The 18,390-nt window shown below is 64.0% G+C and carries 12 protein-coding genes and 3 pseudogenes; 8 read left to right on the forward strand and 7 right to left on the reverse strand.

Annotation, left to right across the window (positions count from 1 at the left end; all coding sequences use genetic code 11):
* Nucleotides 1–26: 26 nt before the first annotated feature.
* Nucleotides 27–2,159: a DEAD/DEAH box helicase gene (locus AC50X6_RS16330; RefSeq protein ID WP_494967219.1), complete on the reverse strand. Its 2,133-nt coding sequence runs from the start codon at nucleotides 2,157–2,159 to the stop codon at nucleotides 27–29.
* Between the two features lie 381 nt (nucleotides 2,160–2,540).
* On the opposite strand from AC50X6_RS16330, the gene AC50X6_RS16335 reads away from it, so the two are divergent.
* The 6 genes and pseudogenes from AC50X6_RS16335 to AC50X6_RS16360 all read left to right on the forward strand — a co-directional run.
* Nucleotides 2,541–3,557 carry a LacI family DNA-binding transcriptional regulator gene (locus AC50X6_RS16335; RefSeq protein ID WP_494967220.1) on the forward strand — a complete coding sequence of 339 codons (1,017 nt, stop codon included), beginning with the start codon at nucleotides 2,541–2,543 and terminating at the stop codon, nucleotides 3,555–3,557.
* 128 nt (nucleotides 3,558–3,685) lie between these two features.
* Nucleotides 3,686–5,005: an ABC transporter substrate-binding protein gene (locus AC50X6_RS16340; protein ID WP_494967221.1), complete on the forward strand. Its 1,320-nt coding sequence runs from the start codon at nucleotides 3,686–3,688 to the stop codon at nucleotides 5,003–5,005.
* Nucleotides 5,006–5,091: 86 nt separating this feature from the next.
* Nucleotides 5,092–6,141 (forward strand): carbohydrate ABC transporter permease, encoded by a 1,050-nt coding sequence (locus AC50X6_RS16345; protein WP_494967222.1) that lies wholly within the window; start codon nucleotides 5,092–5,094, stop codon nucleotides 6,139–6,141.
* 284 nt (nucleotides 6,142–6,425) lie between these two features.
* A pseudogene (locus AC50X6_RS16350) lies at nucleotides 6,426–6,977 on the forward strand (carbohydrate ABC transporter permease); the annotation flags it as partial.
* Between the two features lie 88 nt (nucleotides 6,978–7,065).
* A complete protein-coding gene (locus AC50X6_RS16355; protein ID WP_494967223.1) occupies nucleotides 7,066–8,706 on the forward strand; it encodes an alpha-amylase family glycosyl hydrolase in 1,641 nt (546 codons plus the stop codon).
* A gap of 275 nt (nucleotides 8,707–8,981) precedes the next feature.
* Nucleotides 8,982–9,470 (forward strand): annotated as a pseudogene (locus AC50X6_RS16360) (hypothetical protein); the annotation flags it as partial.
* On the opposite strand, the gene AC50X6_RS16365 reads toward AC50X6_RS16360, so the two are convergent.
* From AC50X6_RS16365 to AC50X6_RS16390, 6 genes and pseudogenes are all read right to left on the reverse strand, one after another.
* Nucleotides 9,443–10,186, reverse strand: a complete 744-nt coding sequence (locus AC50X6_RS16365; protein WP_494967224.1) for a DUF2306 domain-containing protein — start codon at nucleotides 10,184–10,186, stop codon at nucleotides 9,443–9,445. The pseudogene AC50X6_RS16360 and the gene AC50X6_RS16365 overlap by 28 nt on opposite strands.
* Before the next feature lie 13 nt (nucleotides 10,187–10,199).
* A complete protein-coding gene (locus AC50X6_RS16370) occupies nucleotides 10,200–10,472 on the reverse strand; it encodes a DUF8691 family protein (RefSeq protein ID WP_494967225.1) in 273 nt (90 codons plus the stop codon).
* Nucleotides 10,473–10,513: 41 nt separating this feature from the next.
* The gene (locus AC50X6_RS16375; protein WP_494967226.1) at nucleotides 10,514–11,206 is read right to left on the reverse strand and encodes a hypothetical protein; all 693 of its coding nucleotides are present in this window, start codon (nucleotides 11,204–11,206) and stop codon (nucleotides 10,514–10,516) included.
* A 126-nt stretch (nucleotides 11,207–11,332) separates the two neighbouring features.
* The gene (locus AC50X6_RS16380; protein ID WP_494967227.1) at nucleotides 11,333–14,032 is read right to left on the reverse strand and encodes a winged helix-turn-helix domain-containing protein; all 2,700 of its coding nucleotides are present in this window, start codon (nucleotides 14,030–14,032) and stop codon (nucleotides 11,333–11,335) included.
* Nucleotides 14,033–14,221: 189 nt separating this feature from the next.
* Nucleotides 14,222–14,686: pseudogene (locus tag AC50X6_RS16385) on the reverse strand (RES family NAD+ phosphorylase); the annotation flags it as partial.
* A gap of 56 nt (nucleotides 14,687–14,742) precedes the next feature.
* Complete coding sequence (locus AC50X6_RS16390) at nucleotides 14,743–15,348, reverse strand: hypothetical protein (protein WP_494967228.1); 606 nt, start codon at nucleotides 15,346–15,348, stop codon at nucleotides 14,743–14,745.
* A gap of 526 nt (nucleotides 15,349–15,874) precedes the next feature.
* On the opposite strand from AC50X6_RS16390, the gene AC50X6_RS16395 reads away from it, so the two are divergent.
* Nucleotides 15,875–17,482 (forward strand): serine hydrolase domain-containing protein, encoded by a 1,608-nt coding sequence (locus AC50X6_RS16395; RefSeq protein ID WP_494967229.1) that lies wholly within the window; start codon nucleotides 15,875–15,877, stop codon nucleotides 17,480–17,482.
* A 3-nt stretch (nucleotides 17,483–17,485) separates the two neighbouring features.
* Entirely contained in the window at nucleotides 17,486–18,379 is an 894-nt protein-coding gene (locus AC50X6_RS16400; RefSeq protein ID WP_494967230.1) for a potassium channel family protein, read from the forward strand.
* Nucleotides 18,380–18,390: the final 11 nt, after the last annotated feature.

Consider the following 18,390-nt stretch of genomic DNA (forward strand, 5'->3'; position numbering starts at 1 on the left):
GAGTTTCCTGATGCAGGCTATTCCAATCACTCATCTCTATCAGGCATGGCGGGCTCCGAAGAAGAAATCTTGCTCCGGAATTCCAACGGCAGATCATCCAAAGATAGTGAGCCATTCTTCAACGCAGTCAGCAGGTTTTCCAGAATCTCCTCTGCAGGTGCAAGAGTTGATCCCACATTCTCCTGATGTCGCAATACGGCCAAGGATTCGGCGCTGGGGATATTGAATTCCAACCTGTAATCAGAACGAACAATTTTATCGATTTCGTCGCGGATAACAGAAATTCTGGCTCCAAAACCGCAGACGCGTACCCACGCGCGGCTTCTAGTAATGGCTGTGAACAAAGTGTTTCGTCGTGAAACGTGGTTCTGACCGATAACGGTTCGCTGTGCATCCAAGACGTAGACCATTGGGGCCTCATTGCCCTTGGCGCGATGAATGTGGGTTATCGCAACCGAGCCGTCCCTGAAGACCTCGTCTTGGCTTGAGTTGACGCCGACCAAATGAGCAGCAATGCCAAGACGGGCAAGCATTGATATTATGGCGGCGGCGCGCGACTTTGCAGTGTAGGCATCGGGAAGGACAATCAAGATGTCATCTGATTCAAGCTCGTCATGACCCAGGTTAATACGGATTTGTTCCGCCACCCAACGATCCTGCTGTTCTTCCACTTCAAAAGCGTGAACCGAAAGTGCATCGCGATCGCTGAGCAGCGTACGGAAATACTCCGGCGTGTGGCGACTGGATCTTTGTAGGGAGACGCGCTCACCCAACTCGAGCTTCCCGGCCTTTACGTCATACCCGATTTCCGACCAGAGTTTCGGGTTGTCCGGATGTTGAACGAGACCTTCAGTTCTATAAACTCCTATTCCCAGTCCGTGCGCCACTGCCAGCGCCCATGGCGTATTGCGATAGCAGACCGGTAGGATAATGTCCCGCTTAGGAGCATTTTCCGCCTGGTGAAGACTGACCAAACTTTCGCCATCCTCGCCTTTTCCGAAAAGATCATCCGTTTCTGGCATCATTGCTTCCGAAAGCTTCTGGAGCTCGTCAAAGCCCCAAACAATTCTCTTTGGCTCCCGTGTAAACTTGTAGATCAGCTGAAAGAACTCCGGAGGAAGGTCCTGAGCCTCATCAATAAGCACCGCGTCGAACAAGGGAACTACGTCAATACCCCGAGAATAGTCTAAGAGCTCCCTGCAGATACCCTGGAATGCGTTATCGCGACCATACATTCCACTGGCATAAGCGAAGTCGCGAATAGGCGCATTTAGGCTCGAAGCGATCCGGCTGTAGATCCCCGACTTGCTGGCCGACCCCCATGAATGAAGAACCTGCAACTTGGCGGGGTCTGGCCTGTCGCTCATGTGCTCAAATGTGAACCTTGTGATTAAATCATCTATTTGCTGATACAGGGCGCGGGACTGAAAAGTAAACGCTATATCCCAGGTTGGATTATTTGAGTGAAGAAGAGCCGCTTTCAGTGCGAGGACTACGGTCTTCCCAGAACCTGCCAGACCGCGAATTCGTTGGGGCCCATCAGGTGTCTCGATGGCTGCAGCTTGCTGCCAGCGGTCGAGATTGGCAATCGATTTTTCGATTATTTTCAGTTTGGATCCCCGAGAACCCTCGCGGATGGCGTCAACCCGCTTCTTCAAGGGTTTGATGTTCGTAACACGCTGGAGGACAGAAAGAAGCCTCGCCACTAGGGCGTCGTCCAATGGCTCAAGACTCTGCAGCCATTCGGACAGTTGCCCGAATGAGAGGTACACACCATCCGTTTCGGGTACTTCTCCGATTGGGTGTGGGTACAGCGTTACGGTATTGACATCGAACGCTAGTCCCCGCCTGTGCCGGAGTGACTCATGCCTGCGAAGATGGGCCTCTAATCCGGTAAAAAGTCGATCCTGATCTCCGATTGCATCCTCCCAGCTAGCAGCATCAGAAGGGCTTTCGTCGGCAAATCGAAACGCGACAATCCCATGATCGGCACTGACCAGGATGGCGTCGACATTTATCGGTTCATCCGCAGTCGCCAGAAGCGGATAGCCAAGGTACAGCGTCCCTGAAGTGTTCAACTCCGTGAGAACAGCTATCAACATAGCCGCCGCGGGCTGGTTCTTGCCCGTCCCCATAATGATTGTGAGATTCCTTGTCACTGCCACCTCTTAGCTCGGTCCCTTTAGAAGCATAAGCTTCCTGCGGGTTCTCGCTGACATCCGCAAGGTAGTGCGCCACGGCCAACTCTGCCTTGCATACCGAGGCGCCCTGGAATGACGCGCGTGCTCTCCACCTCATGACAGCACACAGGGCTGTGTCCTCGGACCCCGCGAGTGTCAGCAGGGTGACCACCGACCACGGTATCAACCTCCCGTGGGCAAACTGGTCCTCGGACCCGTTTACGAAACGCAACGCGATCCCCACGCAACCCCCTACTGTTGATCCTGCACCCAACGAAACCGTTTACGTAAACCGTTTTCCGAAACCGATTACGTAACGCGGGCAGCAGACAACAAAGACACCCTCAGGGAGGAGGAACAGTGGTCACCATCCGCGATGTCGCCAAGCACGCCGGCGTCTCTCCGGCCACCGTCTCCCGGGTTGTCAACGGGCTCGTGGGCTACTCCGACGAGACGCGGGAACGGGTCGAGACTGCGGTCAAGAGCCTTAGCTACGAAACGGACCACCTCGCCCGCGGCCTCAAGACCCGGCAGACGTCCGTGATCGGGCTGCTCGCCCCGATGGTTTCCGATGCCCTGGCCTCCCAGGTCATGCAGGGTGTGGAGGAGGAAGCTCAGGAACGCGGCTTCGCCGTGATGCTTGGCCGCACCGGCGCCAAATCCGCCTACATCGCCGGCTACCTGCGGACGCTGCGCACCTACCGGGCCGCCGGCGTCATTCTCATCTCCGCGGTGATCACGCCGGAGACCAGGCAGCTGCTAGGGCCCAACGTCCCCATCATCTCGGTCGCCATCAGTGACAAGTCGGGCTCGCCCAGCGTGGCCATCGACGACGAGCAGGCAGCCTACGACGCGACCCGTCACCTGCTCCGGCTCGGCCACCGGCGCATCGGCCTGCTCACCGGCGATCCGGCGTCGATCTACGTCGCCCAGCCCCGAAAACGCGGCTACCTCCGCGCCATGGCCGAAGCAGACTGCACCCCGGTGACAGCGACGGGCAGCTTCTTCTACGAAAGCGGCGCCGCCGGCGTCGACGAGCTGCTGCAGCAGGAGCCCGGCCTCACCGCGATCTTCGCGATGAGCGACGAGATGGGTGCCGCCGTCGTTAATGATCTGCAGCGGCGCGGGCTCCGGGTGCCGGAAGACGTCTCCGTCCTGGGCTTCGACAACACCTCCACCTCACTGCACGTAAACCCTCCGCTGAGCACCATGGCGCAGCCGCTCGAGGAGATGGGGCGGATGGCCGTGAAGAAGCTGCTCCGCTCCCGCGACCTGGGGCCGAAGATCATGCCGCACCGGCTGATCGAGCGCGGCTCCACGGCGCCGCCGCATCAAACGGCGCCCGCCCCGCCCGGCACCCGAGAACACACCAGCTAAGTCCGCACAAACCCACGGCAGCAGCCGGCACTCCCCCGTGCCACAAACCAGCCCCCGCCGCAGTTCCGCAGGCACCAAACCACTCGCACCACCCACCCCGCACCACCCCAGAAAACAAGGAGCAACACATGAGGCAGCGCCGCCGCACCTGGCAGACTCTTCTCGCCACCACCGCATCCCTGACCGTCGCCGTCGTCGCCCTCACCGGCTGCGGCGGGACCGCTCCGGAAGCGAAGAGCACCCCGAAGGCCGCCGCCGCGTCCTTCGAGGGCAGGGGCCCCATCAACTACGTCTCCAACCGGGACGCCTCCGGCGCCGCGAACAAGACCATCGAGGAGTGGAACGCCGCCCACCCGGAGGAGAAGGTCACGTTCATTGAACTGCCCGACTCCGCGGACCAGCAGCGCCAGCAGCTCATCCAGAACGCGCAGATCAAGTCGGACACCTTCAGCGTGCTGAACCTTGACGTCGTCTGGACTACCGAGTTCGCCGCCAACAAATGGATCATGCCGCTGCCCGCGGACGCCGTCCCCACCGACAAGATGATCCCCGCCACGGTCAACGCCGCGAAATACCGGGACACGCTCTTCGGCGCGCCGTACTACACCGACGGCGCCCTGTTCTACTTCCGCTCGGACCTGCTCAAGGCCGCCGGCATCGCCACCCCGCCCAAGACCTGGGACGACATGAAGACAGCCTGCAAGTCCATCCTGGCGCTCCCCGAAGCCGCCGGCATGTCCTGCTACACCGGCCAGTTCGACAAGAACGAGGCCCTCACGGTTAACTTCTCCGAGGCCGTGGCCTCCGCCGGCGGCACCGTCGTCGACGCCGACGGCAAGCCCACCGTCAACACCCCCGAAGCCAAGGCCGGCCTGAACCTGCTGGTGGACGGCTTCAAGGACGGGCTCTTCCCGTCCGACGCCATCACCTACCTCGAGGAGCAGGGCCGCCGCGCGTTCCAGGACGGCAAGCTGGTCTTCATGCGCAACTGGCCGTTCTTGCACGCCTCACTCAGCGCCACCGACGGCTCCAGCAAGGTGAACGGCAAGTTCGACATCACCTCCATCCCCGGCACCGACGGCCCCGGCGTCTCCACCCTGGGCGGCCGCAGCCTCGCCATCTCCCCGTTCACCCCGAACAAGGCCACGGCGCTGGAGTTCGTCAAGTTCTTCACCAGCGAGGAGCAGGCCCAGAAGCGCCTCGCCCTGTCCTCCCGCGCCCCCGTCTACGCCTCCCTGTTCGCGGATCCCGCCGTCGTCGCCAAGCGCCCGTTCTTCCCCACGCTGCTTACCTCGCTGAGCAACGCCCAGCCGCGCCCCAAGGTGGTCCAGTATGGCGCCACCACCAAGGCGATCCAGGAAGAGGCCTACGCGGCCATCACCGGCAAGAAGGACACGGACACGGCCCTGAACGACATGCAGGCCAAGCTCACCGAGCTGGCCAAGTAACTCAGCCCGCAGTTCAGACCCCACGCCTGGCCGGCCAGTCCACCCCGGCCGGCCAGGCACGCTGCAACTCCAGTTAGGTACCCAGCATGACGACGACGACCGCCCCGCCCGCCGGCGCGCAGCCGGCCCCCGATACCCGGCCCACCCGGCCCCGGAAGCGCGCGCAGCGCACCGCCGGCGAAGGCCGCATGGCCGCGATGCTGCTCTCCCCCACCCTCCTGGTGCTGGCCCTGGTGATTGTGTACCCGCTGCTATCCGCGGTGCACCAGTCCCTCTACCGCGCCGAGTCCGGCCTGGACGCGGACGGCTTCGTGTCCGACGTGGATGCCTTCGTTGGCCTGGCCAACTACGCCGACCTCTTCGTCGGCGAATCCGGCCGGCGCTTCCTCAACGCCTTTTCGAACACCACCTTCTTCACCGTCACCACGGTCTTCTTCGAGACCGTCCTGGGCCTCTGCCTGGCCCTGGCCATGAACCGCGCCTTCCGCGGCCGGTCCTTCCTGCGCGCCAGCATCCTGGTCCCATGGGCCGTCCCCACCGCCGTCTCCGGCCTGCTGTGGCGCTGGATCTTCCAGTCCGACGGCATCGCCAACACCCTGATCGGCAACGAAATCCTCTGGACCGCCGAAGGGGACGCCTCCAAGCTCGCCGTGATCGTGGCCGAGGTCTGGAAGACCGCCCCATTCATCGGCCTGCTGGTCCTCGCCGGCATGCAGGTGATCCCCGGCGAAATCTACGAGGCGGCCAAGATCGACGGCGCCGGCTGGTGGCGCCAGCTCGGCTCCATCACGCTCCCGCTGGTCAAGCCCACCCTGCTGGTCGCCGTGCTGTTCCGCATGCTCGATGCCCTGCGGATGTTCGACCTGCCATTCGTGCTGATCGGCCCCGGCAAGGAATCGGTGGAAACCCTCTCCATGCTGGCGTGGGACGAATCCAACCAGCTCCGCTACGGCTCCGCCTCCGCGTTCGCCGTCATGCTCTTCCTGTACGTCGCCGTCGTCGCGATCGTGTTCGTGAAGGTCCTCGGCGCCGACGTCACCGGCGCTAAGGAACTGAAACTGCTCTCGAAGAAAAGCGCCAAGAAGTCCCGCACACTGGCTAACTCTGAACAGAAGAAGGCCGAGGCCGCCCGATGACCATCTCCGACCTCCGCAACGCCGCCGCCGATTCCGGCGCACCCGCATCCGGCGCACCCGAGGCGACAACCGCCGTCGGCCGCCCCGGAAAACCGAAAGCCAAGCGCACCTGGCGCTCCTACAGCGTCTACGCCGGCCTGGCCCTGATCTTCGCCTACTGCCTGGCCCCGTTCTACTGGATGCTGGTCTCCAGCCTCCGCCGCACCGCGGACATCTTCGACAACACCCTGCTGCCGGCCCCGTTCTCGCTGGAGAACTACGCCAAAGTGTTCAGCGGCTCCACCATGTTCGGCCAGGCGCTGCTCAACTCCCTGATCGTCGCAGGCACCACCACGGTGTTCGCGCTGGTCCTCGGCATCTTCGCGGCCTACGCCATCTCCCGGCTGACCTTCCGCTTCAAGTCGGTGATCCTCGGCGTCATCATTGCGACGTCGATGTTCCCCGGCATCTCCGTGGTGGTGCCGCTGCTGCGGCTCTTCACGGACATCGGCTGGATCAACACCTACCAGGCCATGATCGTGCCGAACCTGTCCTTCGCTATCCCGCTGGCGGTCTGGAACCTCACCACGTTTATGAAGGCCCTGCCGTTCGACCTCGAGGAGGCCGCCATGATCGACGGTTGCACCAAGTGGCAGGCGTTCCGCCGGGTGCTGCTGCCGCTCGCCGCGCCGGGCGTCTTCACCACCGCGATCCTGACCTTCATCCACAGCTGGAACGAATTCATCATCGCGCTGTCCATGGTCAACGATCCGAAGATCCAGACCGCCACGGTGGCCATCTCCAAGTTCACCGGCGCCACCGAATTCCAGGCGCCCTTCGGCGAGCAGATGGCCGCCGGCGTGATCGTCACCGTACCGTTGGTCATTATGGTGCTGATCTTCCAGCGGCGCATCGTCGAGGGCCTCACCGCAGGCGCNGCCCGAAGTGAACTGGTGGCATTCCGCCGTTATCTATCAGGTCTATCCACGCTCCTTTGCCGACGGCGACGGCGACGGCGTGGGCGACCTCGCCGGGCTCATCGCGCGGCTGCCGTACCTCGCCTCCCTCGGCGTCGACGGTATCTGGATGACCCCGTTCCAGCCCTCCCCGCAGGTGGACCAGGGCTACGACGTAAGTGACTACTGCGGCGTGGACCCGCTCTTCGGCACCATGGAACAGTTCGATACTCTGCTGGAGCTCGCCCACTCGCTGGGCCTGCGGATCCTGCTCGACGTCGTCCCCAACCACTGTTCCTCGGAGCACCCGCTGTTCCAGGCCGCTTTGGCGGCCGGCCCGGGCTCGCCGGAGCGGGACATGTTCCACTTTGTTCAGGGTCCAGTGGACATGTCCGACGGCGGCGGCTCTCCGTCTGGCGCTGCTGGCGTTGCTGGCGGCGGCGTCCCGCCGAACAACTGGCAGAGCGTCTTCGGCGGCCGGGCCTGGAGCCGCGCCAACCCTGGTTCGGAGACGGACCTGGACTGGTACCTGCACCTCTTCTCCCCCGAACAGCCGGACTGGAACTGGCGCAACGCGCGCGTCGGCGATTACTTCGACGGTGTGCTCCGTTTCTGGTTCGACAAGGGCGTGGACGGCCTCCGGATCGACGTCGCGCATGCCCTGTTCAAGGCCGAGGGCCTGCCCGACTCGCCCTCCACCGGGGCCGTGGTGGACGGTCTCCGGTCCAACCCGCAGGTCTCGGACCTGGAGGAAGTCCACGAGGTCTACCGCCGCTGGCGCAGGATCGCCGAGAAATATGAGCCGCACCGCCTGCTGGTGGGCGAGGTCAACCTGGAACCGGCCCGCGCCGCCCGCTACACCCGCGCGGACGAGATGCACCAGGTCTTCGCCTTCGCCTTTGCGAAACTCGGCTGGGACGCCGCGGCCTGGGCCGCCGTCGGGAACGAGCTCGAATCCGCGCGTCAGCTCCATGGCGCCACCCCCACCTGGGCGCTGGAAAACCACGACATCGTCCGCTCCGTGACGCGGTTCGGCGGCGGGGACGTTGGTGCCCTGCGTGCCCGCGCCGCCCTCGTGGCTCTGCTGGGGCTGCCCGGCCCGGCGTATCTCTATCAGGGCCAGGAACTCGGGCTGCCCGAGGTGGACGTCCCCCTCGAGGCCCGGGTGGATCCCATGTGGGCCCGCGGCGGCGTCTGCCGCGACGGCGCCCGCGTGCCGTTGCCGTGGACCTCGGACGCGGCGTTCAACCACGGCTTCTCGCTTCCTGACTCTGCGGCCGCGGTTCAGGCAACAGTGCCGTGGCTGCCGCAACCCGCGGGCTGGGGCGCGCACGCCGTCGAACTCCAGCAGCAGAACCCGGCGTCGTCGCTGGCGCTGGTCACCACGGCGCTGGAGCTGCGCCGCAAGTTGTGGGAGCAGGGCGTCTTCACGGCGGACGACGGCGGCGCCTGGCGCGTCGAGGCCGGGAACCTGCTGATCTGCGAGCGCGGGCCGCGGTTCGTCGTCGCCGTCGCAATGGGCGCCGAGCCAGCTCAGCTGCCGGCCGGAACGTTGCTGCTCAGCGCAGAACCGCTGGACGAGGACGGCTGGCTGCAGCCGAACAACGCCGCCTGGGTGCTGCGAGACTGAGCCGACCGGCCACACGAAAAAGTGGCCGTCCGCGTTTCCCCGGGGGAACACCCGTTGTCCTGTCACTTGCGGCTGCTCTCAGCGCTCAGAACACCCATAACTGATAGCGCACGGGGAACGTGGACGGCTGTTTCGCGTCCCGCTTGGTACGCACCGACGTCGCACGGGATCACCGGCTTTCCGTGCAACCCGGGCGTCGACGGCGTCCAGTCCAGTCAAAAGATCCGCCCTTCTGAGACCGTACGTGAACGCGCTGATCAGTTGCTGCCGCCGAACTCATTGACCGGGTGCAGGCCGAACTCTTCGGCCAAGAACGTCCCGATGCCGCCCGGCAGATGTCCGTCAGCATGGTGGGCACGGTCAACAGCGTCTGCGGCCGCCTGCTCCAGGAATACGCGGTCGACGCCGGGCTCTCGCCCGCGCTGCAGGTCATCACAGAAGACGAACAACTCCGGATCTTCCAACTGGCCACCGACGGCGTGTTCGCGGAGTTCACGCCGCGGATCCAGCCACTGGCACGGCGTTTGGGGTACGACGGCGAATCGGACATCCGGGGTACCGACGCCGACTGGCGCAAGATCGTCCGCGACATCACCGATGCCGCACGCGGCAACAAGATCAGCCCCGCGGAGCTGGCGCACTCAGCCTCCTCGTCATGGCAGGGACTGCAGCAGGTCCTCGGTCCCGTGAGTCTGGACGACCCGCGCTTCCTGGTCCAACCAGCTCTTCCAAGGCCTCATGAGAATGCGCGGGATGGCCGCTGACCTGCCTCAAGGGTTGCGCGCCCCGCCCCGACAGGGCGGAGAGTGCGGGAGCGGATGCGGAGCAGGCGTGCCCTGTGCCGGATGACGGACTCGGCTACCGTGAGATTGATCGCCCACGCTGTGCCCATGAGCACGGCCCGGGTTGAGGGTTCGGTCGGGCCGACGAAGCCGATCCAGAGTGCCAGCACAACGGCCTGGGTTCCGGCTGCAACGCCAAGTGCGTAGGCGCGCGTCATCCAGGCACCGTGACGAATGAAGTCCCGGCGCAAAATCGCCAGCAGCCCGAGCACGATGCTCGCCGCCATCGCGGAGCCGAAGACGAGCCGAATGACGAGCAGAAGCGTGCCGTCGCCGTTGGGGAAGGAATAAAAAACCGCCATCCACAATCCGGAGACCGCAGCGAACAGACCTGCGGGGACGAGAACGCGTCCGGCGATTCGGTGCCAACTACTCCCCCTGCGGCGAAGCGAAGGGACGAATTGGAAAGCTCCCAGGAAGCCGTAGACGGTGGCGCTCACTATATGGACCGCGACGGGTATCGGTGAATCGAGGAACCGGATGTTTTGCTCGGTGGCACTGGCTCCACCGGTCAGTTCTGTGAGGCGCGCTGCTCCGGCGATCACGGGGATGAGGCTGAGCAGGATGAGCCCGGTGGGTGCGAGCCACTGCCCTCGGGCACGTCTTGGCGCCGGGATGCCGGCGCAGATGGTGCTCATGGTGCTGTTCTCCTCACGGTTTTGACTCGCGGGGAAGTTGGGGCTTGGGGCTTGTGCTGAGCACCTTCACCGAGATCAAGGTGACCCCCAGATCGCCTACTCGCCTCAGCAGTCCATGCAGGGCAGCTTGATCGATGACTGGCCCAGTGAGGATCGTGTTTCCACCGCTATCGTTGATCAGAGTGAAACCCTCGAACCAGTCACTCCATCTCTGATCAAGCTGCCCTTCGAAACGAATTTCGTAGTGATTGCCGTCAATTGAGGTATTTCCTTGTGGTGAAGTCATGGGCTGGTCCCCGCCCTTTTCCGAGGAGTCGCGGTCGAGTTTCAGGCCGCGGCAGCCTGATCGACAGTGGACTCGTCCTTAACGGCGAGCGGGAGTGAGTTGGTCTTTCGCTGATCCGACCACAGTGAGTAGCCCAACCAGATCAGAGCCAGCCCCATCGGGACGGCGGCCGCTCGGTCAAGCGGGTGCGCAAGCAGTGCGCCAGCGACCGGCGTCAGCGCGGCGGCGACGATCAGTAGGATGCCCGCTCCGCGGGCCAGAACCCGCGCACGGATGATCGCGATACCGAACAGCAGTGCGCCAATGACATAGAGCGCGCTTCCCGCCAACGGCAGTGCGGCGAGCGGCCCGAGGTCCGTCACTGCGGGGACTCGGCCGAAGAGCCCGACGAGGTCCACGGCGAGCTGCGGCGCGCTTGTCGCGATGAGTGGTGCGATGAAGACTTCCACGAAGTTGAATGCCGACTGAAGGATGAAGAAGAACCCGAACATTAGGTAACCGATGAGGCCGAGTACCCCCAGCTGCCGAACCTGACGTAGGTAGAGGCCGGTGACGCCGAGCAAGGCGAGCACGGCCTCACCGAAGCTGAGAATGTGCACGGTCATCCAGGATTGACTCGCTAGTGAGGCGACCACGTCGGCCGGGTGGATGAACTGGATGACGATGTAGATCAGTCCCGCGACAGCGGCGGCGATGGCAGCGGTGCGGGTGAGCGTGGAAGTGGTGACGCGCATTGTGGTTCTCCGATGTTTTGAGTTGCCTCAGACCGTTGCCTGAGAACAACCCGAATCTACGAAGCCATGTGGTGACGCGGCATCACCACATTGGGTGATCACATGGTGATTGTTTCGTATGCCGGTCTAGATCAAGCCCAGCGCTTCAGCACGCCGAACGGCCGCGGGGCGGCTCGTCACGTCGAGTTTCAGGAAGATGTGCTTGGTGCGGGTGCGCATGGTGTTCAGTGACACGTAGAGTTCGCGCGCGATCTCTGGACCGGTCAGCTCGGTTGCCAGGAGCCGGAGTACGTGAAGTTCACGCTCGCTCAACATCTCGGGGAGAGGCAGGCCCGGCCGGCCCGTGCCTTCGGTCTGCCGCAGCGCCTGGTTGAGCTGGCGAACATAGTCGGGTCGGACCCCCGCCCCCGCGGCAGCACGAAGCAGCCGCAGCATCGCAGGGCCCTCATCGAGAAAGAGCCGGAAATAGCCTTCGGGTTCCGCCTGCTCGAGAGCGCGCTCCAGCGGTACGAGCGCCCGAGAGAGCTGGTCGTGCGCTTCCAGGGCGAGCGCCTGCAGAACGAGAATCTCATTGACACTACCGAGCCGGCCGCCCGCTTCCGCGGCGTCGAGGAGTCGTGCCAGTAGCCCGTCCACCTCGTGAATCGAGCCGGACTGCGGGTCCACTGCATCCTTCACGATCATCAGTCTTGCCAAGGTGATGTGCCCGAACTCACGCAGGTAGCTGGGTTCGTCCACAGCGGTGAGGCCCTGCTCCCTCACCCAGGCCTGTGCATCGTCTAGGCGTCCCTGCGCAATCCGCACGCGCGCTTTCATTCCTCCGATGGGTCGCGCGTCGGCGGAGAAGCCACGCCGGTAGTGCTGTTCTGCCTCGGTGAGCAAGTCGAACGCGACATCCAATTCACCCTCGGCTTCCCTGACCCTGGCCATCCCGACGAACCACCGGTAGTGATGCTCATGCGAGAAGGCGCCCTCTCCGAGGTCAGACGCCGCGTCAAGATGCTTTCGTGCACCGGCGAGAAGGTTGCGTTCCCGAAGCATTTCACTCATGCCACAATGTAGATCCGCGGTGGGATGCCCACCGTTGCCCCGCTCAATTGCCTCGTGCAGTGCTTCATCGTAGGCATGGTGCGCCTCCCGAAGCCGACCCAGCGGCATCAGCATGTCCGCGATCACCATCGTGGTGCTGAGTGCATCGGTCAGGTTTCCGGCCTGGGCCAAACTGGTCTTGCATACTCCAAATGAACGCACGCCCGCCTCAAGGTTTCCGCTTGCCCAGAATGCGAACCCCAACAGGCCAGCCGCCGCCCCTCGCCCAAAGTAATCGTCGGGCAGTGCGATATCTGCGGCGCGCTGAGCGTGTTCCTTGACCCCGGCCAGGTCTTCCTGAGCCAAAGCAACCGAGGCACGATAGAGCGCAATCGTCACCGGGAGGCTCCTTAACTCTTCGCCCGGCTCCGAGCCGTGCGCCGGCAGTCCAGTCTCGGTGGTGGCGGACAGGAGACGTTCCGCCTCCCTCAGCTGGGGCTCGACGGCGGCGATGTCGCCAGCGGCGATTGAGGACCACGCTGAGAAGACGCGCAGCACAGGTCGTTGGTCTATTACGTCGCTGGGAAACTTTGCCAGCCAACTCCGCAGCATCGCGTCCTGTCTGCTCTTGCGGACACTGGGAATGGTTGCCTCCAACACTTTGGCTGCGCGTGGGAAGTCGGAAGCAGCAAACGCATACTTGATGGCCTCTTCAGCCAAATCATTGCGCTCGAACCAGTCGCTGGCGCGAATGTTGAGCTTTGAAATGTGGTCGGTGCCGTCCTTGATCAGTCGTGCGCGGAGCACATCGGCGAAGAGGTGGTGGTACCGGTACCAGCGACGCTCGTCATCCAGCGGAACAAGAAACAGGTTTGCCCGCTCAATCGATGCGAGCATCTCACTACCGCCGTTTTTCCCGGTCACCGCGTCGCAGAGGGGACCGCAGAGACGGTCGAGTAGCGCGGTTTGACTCAGGAACTCGCGGACGTCAAGTGGCGCGCGCTCCAGGACCTCTTCGATCAGGTAGTCGATGACATAACGATTACTGCCGGTGAAGGCGGTGATGAATCCGGAAATGTCTGTACTTTCTCGCATTGACAGTGCGGCCAGCTGGAGACCGGCGATCCAGCCTTCCGTGCGCCTTTCGAGTGCGGTGACGTCCTCTGGTGAAAGCGACAGGCCCATCGCCTGATTGAGGAACGTGGCAGCTTCATCGGGGGTGAAGCGCAAATCGGCGACTCTCAACTCTGTCAGCTCGCCCCTGGCGCGAAGTCGCGCCAGGGGAAGTAGCGGGTCTGAGCGGCTCGAGATCATCACGTGCAGTGTGGGCGGCAGGTGGTCGATCAGGAATGCGACAGCGTCTCGAATGGATGCCTCCTCAATCAGCTGGAAGTCGTCCAGAACCAGAATTATCTCGTGCCGGCTTCGTGCCACCTCGTTTACGAGGGACGTCATCGTCGCATCGACCGGTAGCTGAGAGTTGTGACCGGTCGAATCAATGTCGGGATCGGCCTGGTGGAAGGCGGCAATGAGATAACTGAGAAAGCTGACCGGAAAGTTGTCGCGCTCGTCGAGCGATAACCATGCCACGCGCGCCTCTGGTTTGCGTCGCCGGGTCTCTGCAATCCACTCACTGACGAGAGTCGTTTTGCCGAAGCCTGCGGGGGCTGAGATTAGTGTCAGCTTTCGTCCCGCACGAACTCCCTCGTCCAGTTGTTTAACGAGGCGAAGCCGGGGAACAGCTTGGGCGCGTGGCGATGGTACGAAGAGTTTCGTCGCCACAATCGGCATCGCCATGTGCCCATACTATGCGCGCTGACAACGCTTCGTGGCTACGTCCCGTGGAGTGGATGGTCCTATTGAAGTCAAGCAGCTTCTTGTGCCAGAGGGGGTCGGGTTGTGCCTTCGTGCCATGCGCCGTAGGCGATTTCCAAGTTGGTGTTCTGGAGCTGCGCCGGCTGCTGTGGGAGCAAGGCGTCCGCGTTTCTAGAGGTGCCGGACGCGCGGCAGTACCGAAGCCGGCGGGCTGCCGTGGTCAACGATGAGGCACCCGACTGTGCGTGGTCGGCGGCCGAACAGGACGTAGACCTGCCCATCCGCTGCCGGGCCGTCGTGAACGCCTTTGTCTACCAGGAGCCCGTTGGCTGCTCCCGGATTCAGGGCCGCTGAAGGTGCCCGCAAGGCCATGGCGCCACGCAGCCTCAGGCGTGCCGCCTCGGCCCGGCACTGCGGATAGCAGTGCTCGTCGCCGAAAAGGAGATTCTCGGAAAGGTCTGGGGTTTCGAAGGTGTCATCGTCGACGTTGACGGCCCAGAGCGCCCGCGACACCCCTGCGAGATCCACTTCCTCGGTGATCCCTTCGTGGCGGAGGAATTCAGCCCAGGCTCCCGCGGGGGTGTCAGCAAGGTATTGGACTGGTTCCTGCCCTTGAGCATGCCACCGGGCTTCTGGCTGGTTGTTCGCCTCCCAAAAGAAGGGGTAGCGCGAGTCACATTATCTATAGGCAATCATGCGGAAAGAGGCGAGGTGAGGGCCGCGGCGAGTTGCTTCACTCGTCGAACATCAGCGTCGTCGGGGTCCCAGTCACCTTTCATTATTTCGGCGGGTGCCCGGCCGTCGAGCTGGGCGCGGGGGCGGGCAAACCATCGGCGGATGCCGAAATCGTTGTAGCTGCCTGCGAGATCTGCCGCGATAAGAGTGAGGGTGTGGAGTCTCTGGGCGACGTGGTCCGGAGTGTGTCGCTCTCCAGAGCGGTAGCGGTAAATGGATGAGACGGAGGCGCCGACCAGGCCCTCCAAAACGTCGTCGCCGAGAAGGGCTGTCATGCGCGGCCATTCCTGCTCCGGCAACGGTGAACGCTCTATCGCGTTCAGAGCGGCGGTGAGCGCCCTGACGATCGCAGCGGGTTCTGCGTGCTCGGCAACGGCCGCGGCGTCGCGGGCAATTCCCTGACGAGCGAAAGCGCGAAGGGTGGCCACGGCGTTCTCGTAGCTGCCTTCGACGCGCACGGGCGATCCGATATCCAGGATGTGAGCCCAACTTTGTAGAGGAGCGGTTAGCTGCGCGGCCTGGGCTTCGTCGGAAGCATCCTGAGGGTCGATCGTCGGTACCATGTCAAGGCCATTCGGGGAGGTGACGGAGGTCTGGCCGACTCCGATTGTTCCCTAAGGCCATGTTGGTTTCGCGGAGGGTGGATGTCAATGTCCGTGGAGCCGTTGCTGCCGCAGCCCGCGGGCTGAGACGTGCACGCCGTCGAACGCCAGGGACACCCGTTGCCCTATCACTTGTAGCTGCTCTCAGCGCTCAGAACGCCCATACGTGATAGCGCAACGGGAAAGCGGGCGGGCCGGGCCGCGGGCCGCAAGAATCCATGGGGCGCAGGGCGGCCGGAGACTGTCCTCTCGTGCGTGCACACCATTCCCGATGAGAAGTGTAAACAACACCGCTACGCCGTCCATGACCTGGAGGCGATCGAGGCGGATTCGTTGTTTACGGCCTGACGCGTCTCCTGGGATCAGTCAGAACGCCGCGGCCCATGAAGACCGGCTGCGTCTGGGACTCTCCTGTTACGAACATGTTGTTTTCCTCTGGGCCCGGCCGTACCGTGAAAGGACGGTCAGCCGAAGTGCAGGTGCGGGCATGCGGATTACATCCTGGTCATCGTTCCGGCTGCTCGTGTGCTTCCTGGCCGCCGTCGTCCTCGGCGGCGCCGCTTCGGCCGCACCTTCCTCTTCGGCCGCGCCGCCCACCGGACCCCCGAATCCCGGGCAGGCCTACGCGAAAGTGGACGACTTCCTCCAGGAGCAAATCGAGGCCCTCGGACTTCCGGGCGCCGCTGTCGCCGTCGTCCGGGACGGGGTGCAGGTGCACACCGCCGCCTTTGGCCGCGCGGATGACTCCGGACGGCCGATGACCGCGCAGACGCCGGTACTGCTGGCCTCCACCAGCAAGACCCTCACCGCCATCGCCGTGATGCAGCAGGTTGAGGCCGGCCGGCTGCGGCTGGACGAGCCGGTGCAGACCTATCTGCCCTGGTTCAGATTGGCCGACAGCCGCTCGTCCGCCATCACCGTCCGCCACTTGCTCCACCAGGCCAGCGGCATGGCCGCGAAGGACACCGCCTTCGAAGCCTCCGACGCGCAGGGCCCGGAAGCCCTCGAAGAAGGGATCCGGGCCCTGGCGAACGCCCCGCTGGCCGGCGAGCCGGGTGCGGGCTTCCGGTATGCCAACGCCAACTTCAACGTCCTGGGCTTCCTGGTGCAGACCGTCTCCGGCCAGCCGTTTGGCGCCTACCTGGAGCAGCACATCTTCGGACCCCTGGAGATGGCCAACAGCCATTCGACGCGCGCTGATGCCCGGGCAGGCAATGCGGCCGCTGGCTACTCGCGGTGGTTTGGCGCGTGGTGGCGCCAGACTGATGTCCCGGCTCCCACCACGGGAATGCCGTCCGCCACGATGTACTCGTCGGCCGAGGACCTGAGCCACCAACTGATGGCACTGCTCGACGGCGGCCGGTACGGCGACGCCCGGATCCTCCGGCCCGGGAGCGTGGCGGCGATGTTCGAGCCGCGGGTGCAGGTCAGCGAATCCCAGCGCTACGCCATGGGCTGGTTCACCCGGCCGTTGGTCGAGTCCACCGATCCCGCAGCACCGCCCGCTCCGGAAGAGTCGTTGCCCGTTCTTCTGGAGCATCAGGGGGAATGGGGCAACAGCCACACCTACCTGGCCATGGTTCCCTCCTCCCGGCTGGGCCTCGCCCTGGTCATCAACGCCAATGACACCTCCGCCCCGTCGCGGCTAAAGTCGATCGATACCAACCTTCTGCGGATTCTCCAAGGCCAGGCGCCGGTGCCTGCGGTGGTGTTCGAGGACTGGCTGCAGCGCTACAGCTGGGCGGTCGCGCTCGGGCTGCTGCTGGCGGAATTGCTGAGCCTGTGGCTGGCACTCCGGTTCCTGTTGTCCCAGCGACGTGCCCCTGCCGGGAAGCGGCTGGCTCTCCTGGCCTGGGCCGCTGCGGCCCTGGCCCTCGACGGGTTTGCGCTGTGGCTGTGCCTCATCTACGCACCCGCCCGCTTCGACACCCACCTGTTCGTCGTGGTCCGCCAGTTCCCCGACGTCGGCGTCTCGCTGGCATTGATTCTTGCGCTGGCTATCCTATGGCCGGTCCCGCGAACAGTGTGGCTGCTCCTGAGGCTGCGGGGGCACGCAGCCCGTCGCGGTTTCGAGGCTGTGCCGCCCATAAGATGAGGCATGGACTTTGAGGGCACGCTCTGGACGGTTTTGGGGGCCGGGCTGATTCTGCTGATGCTCGTCGACGTTTTCAGTACGCTCCTTTACCCGCACGGCACCGGGCCTGTAGGCCGGGCGATCATGCGCGGATTCTGGCTGGTGTCCAGAAAACTGCGCGGCCGGGGCTCCTTCATCGCAGCACCTCTGGCCATGGCCGCCGTCATTGGCACCTGGGCAGCTCTGGCGGCCATCGGCTGGGCACTGCTCTATCTGCCCCATCTGCCGGCCGGTTTTGTGCATGGAGCCGGAATTCCACAGCAGGGCGACTTTGCCGAGGCGCTCTATATCTCCCTTGTCACTCTTTCCACTGTGGGGTTCGGCGACATCGTGCCGGCGTATCCGCTGCTCAGGCTGGTGGTGGCCCTCCAGGCCGTCACCGGTTTCGGGTTGCTGACGGCAACTGTCACCTGGATCCTGCAAACGTACCCGGCCCTGAACCGCCGTCGGACCCTTGCCCACCAACTGAACCTGTTCAGGGAGGCTGCAGGGCCGGCGGGTCTATCGTCGCTGGATCCCGGGCACGCTGCCCGACTGCTGGAATCAATGGCCGGAAACGTGGCTTCGGTGAGCATAGATCTGCTGGCGTTCCATGAAACCTACTACTTCCGTGAAGTCGAGCAGCGCGGCTCCTTGCCGGCCACGGTGGCCTACGCCCAGGAGCTGGCATCCCAGGCCCAGCGCAGCGAGAGCCCGGAACTCCAGTTCGCCGGACGGATGCTCCACGCGGCGCTGGACGCACTTGCGGAGATCCTTCGCGGCAATTTCGGCCACTCCGGAACCACATCCTCCGATGTGTTCGACAGCTACGAGCTGCACCACCGGCACCTGCGGCGCGGGGACCCGGACACAAATTAGCTGGCACCGGC

The sequence above is a fragment of the Pseudarthrobacter sp. HLT1-7 genome (assembly GCF_059383435.1).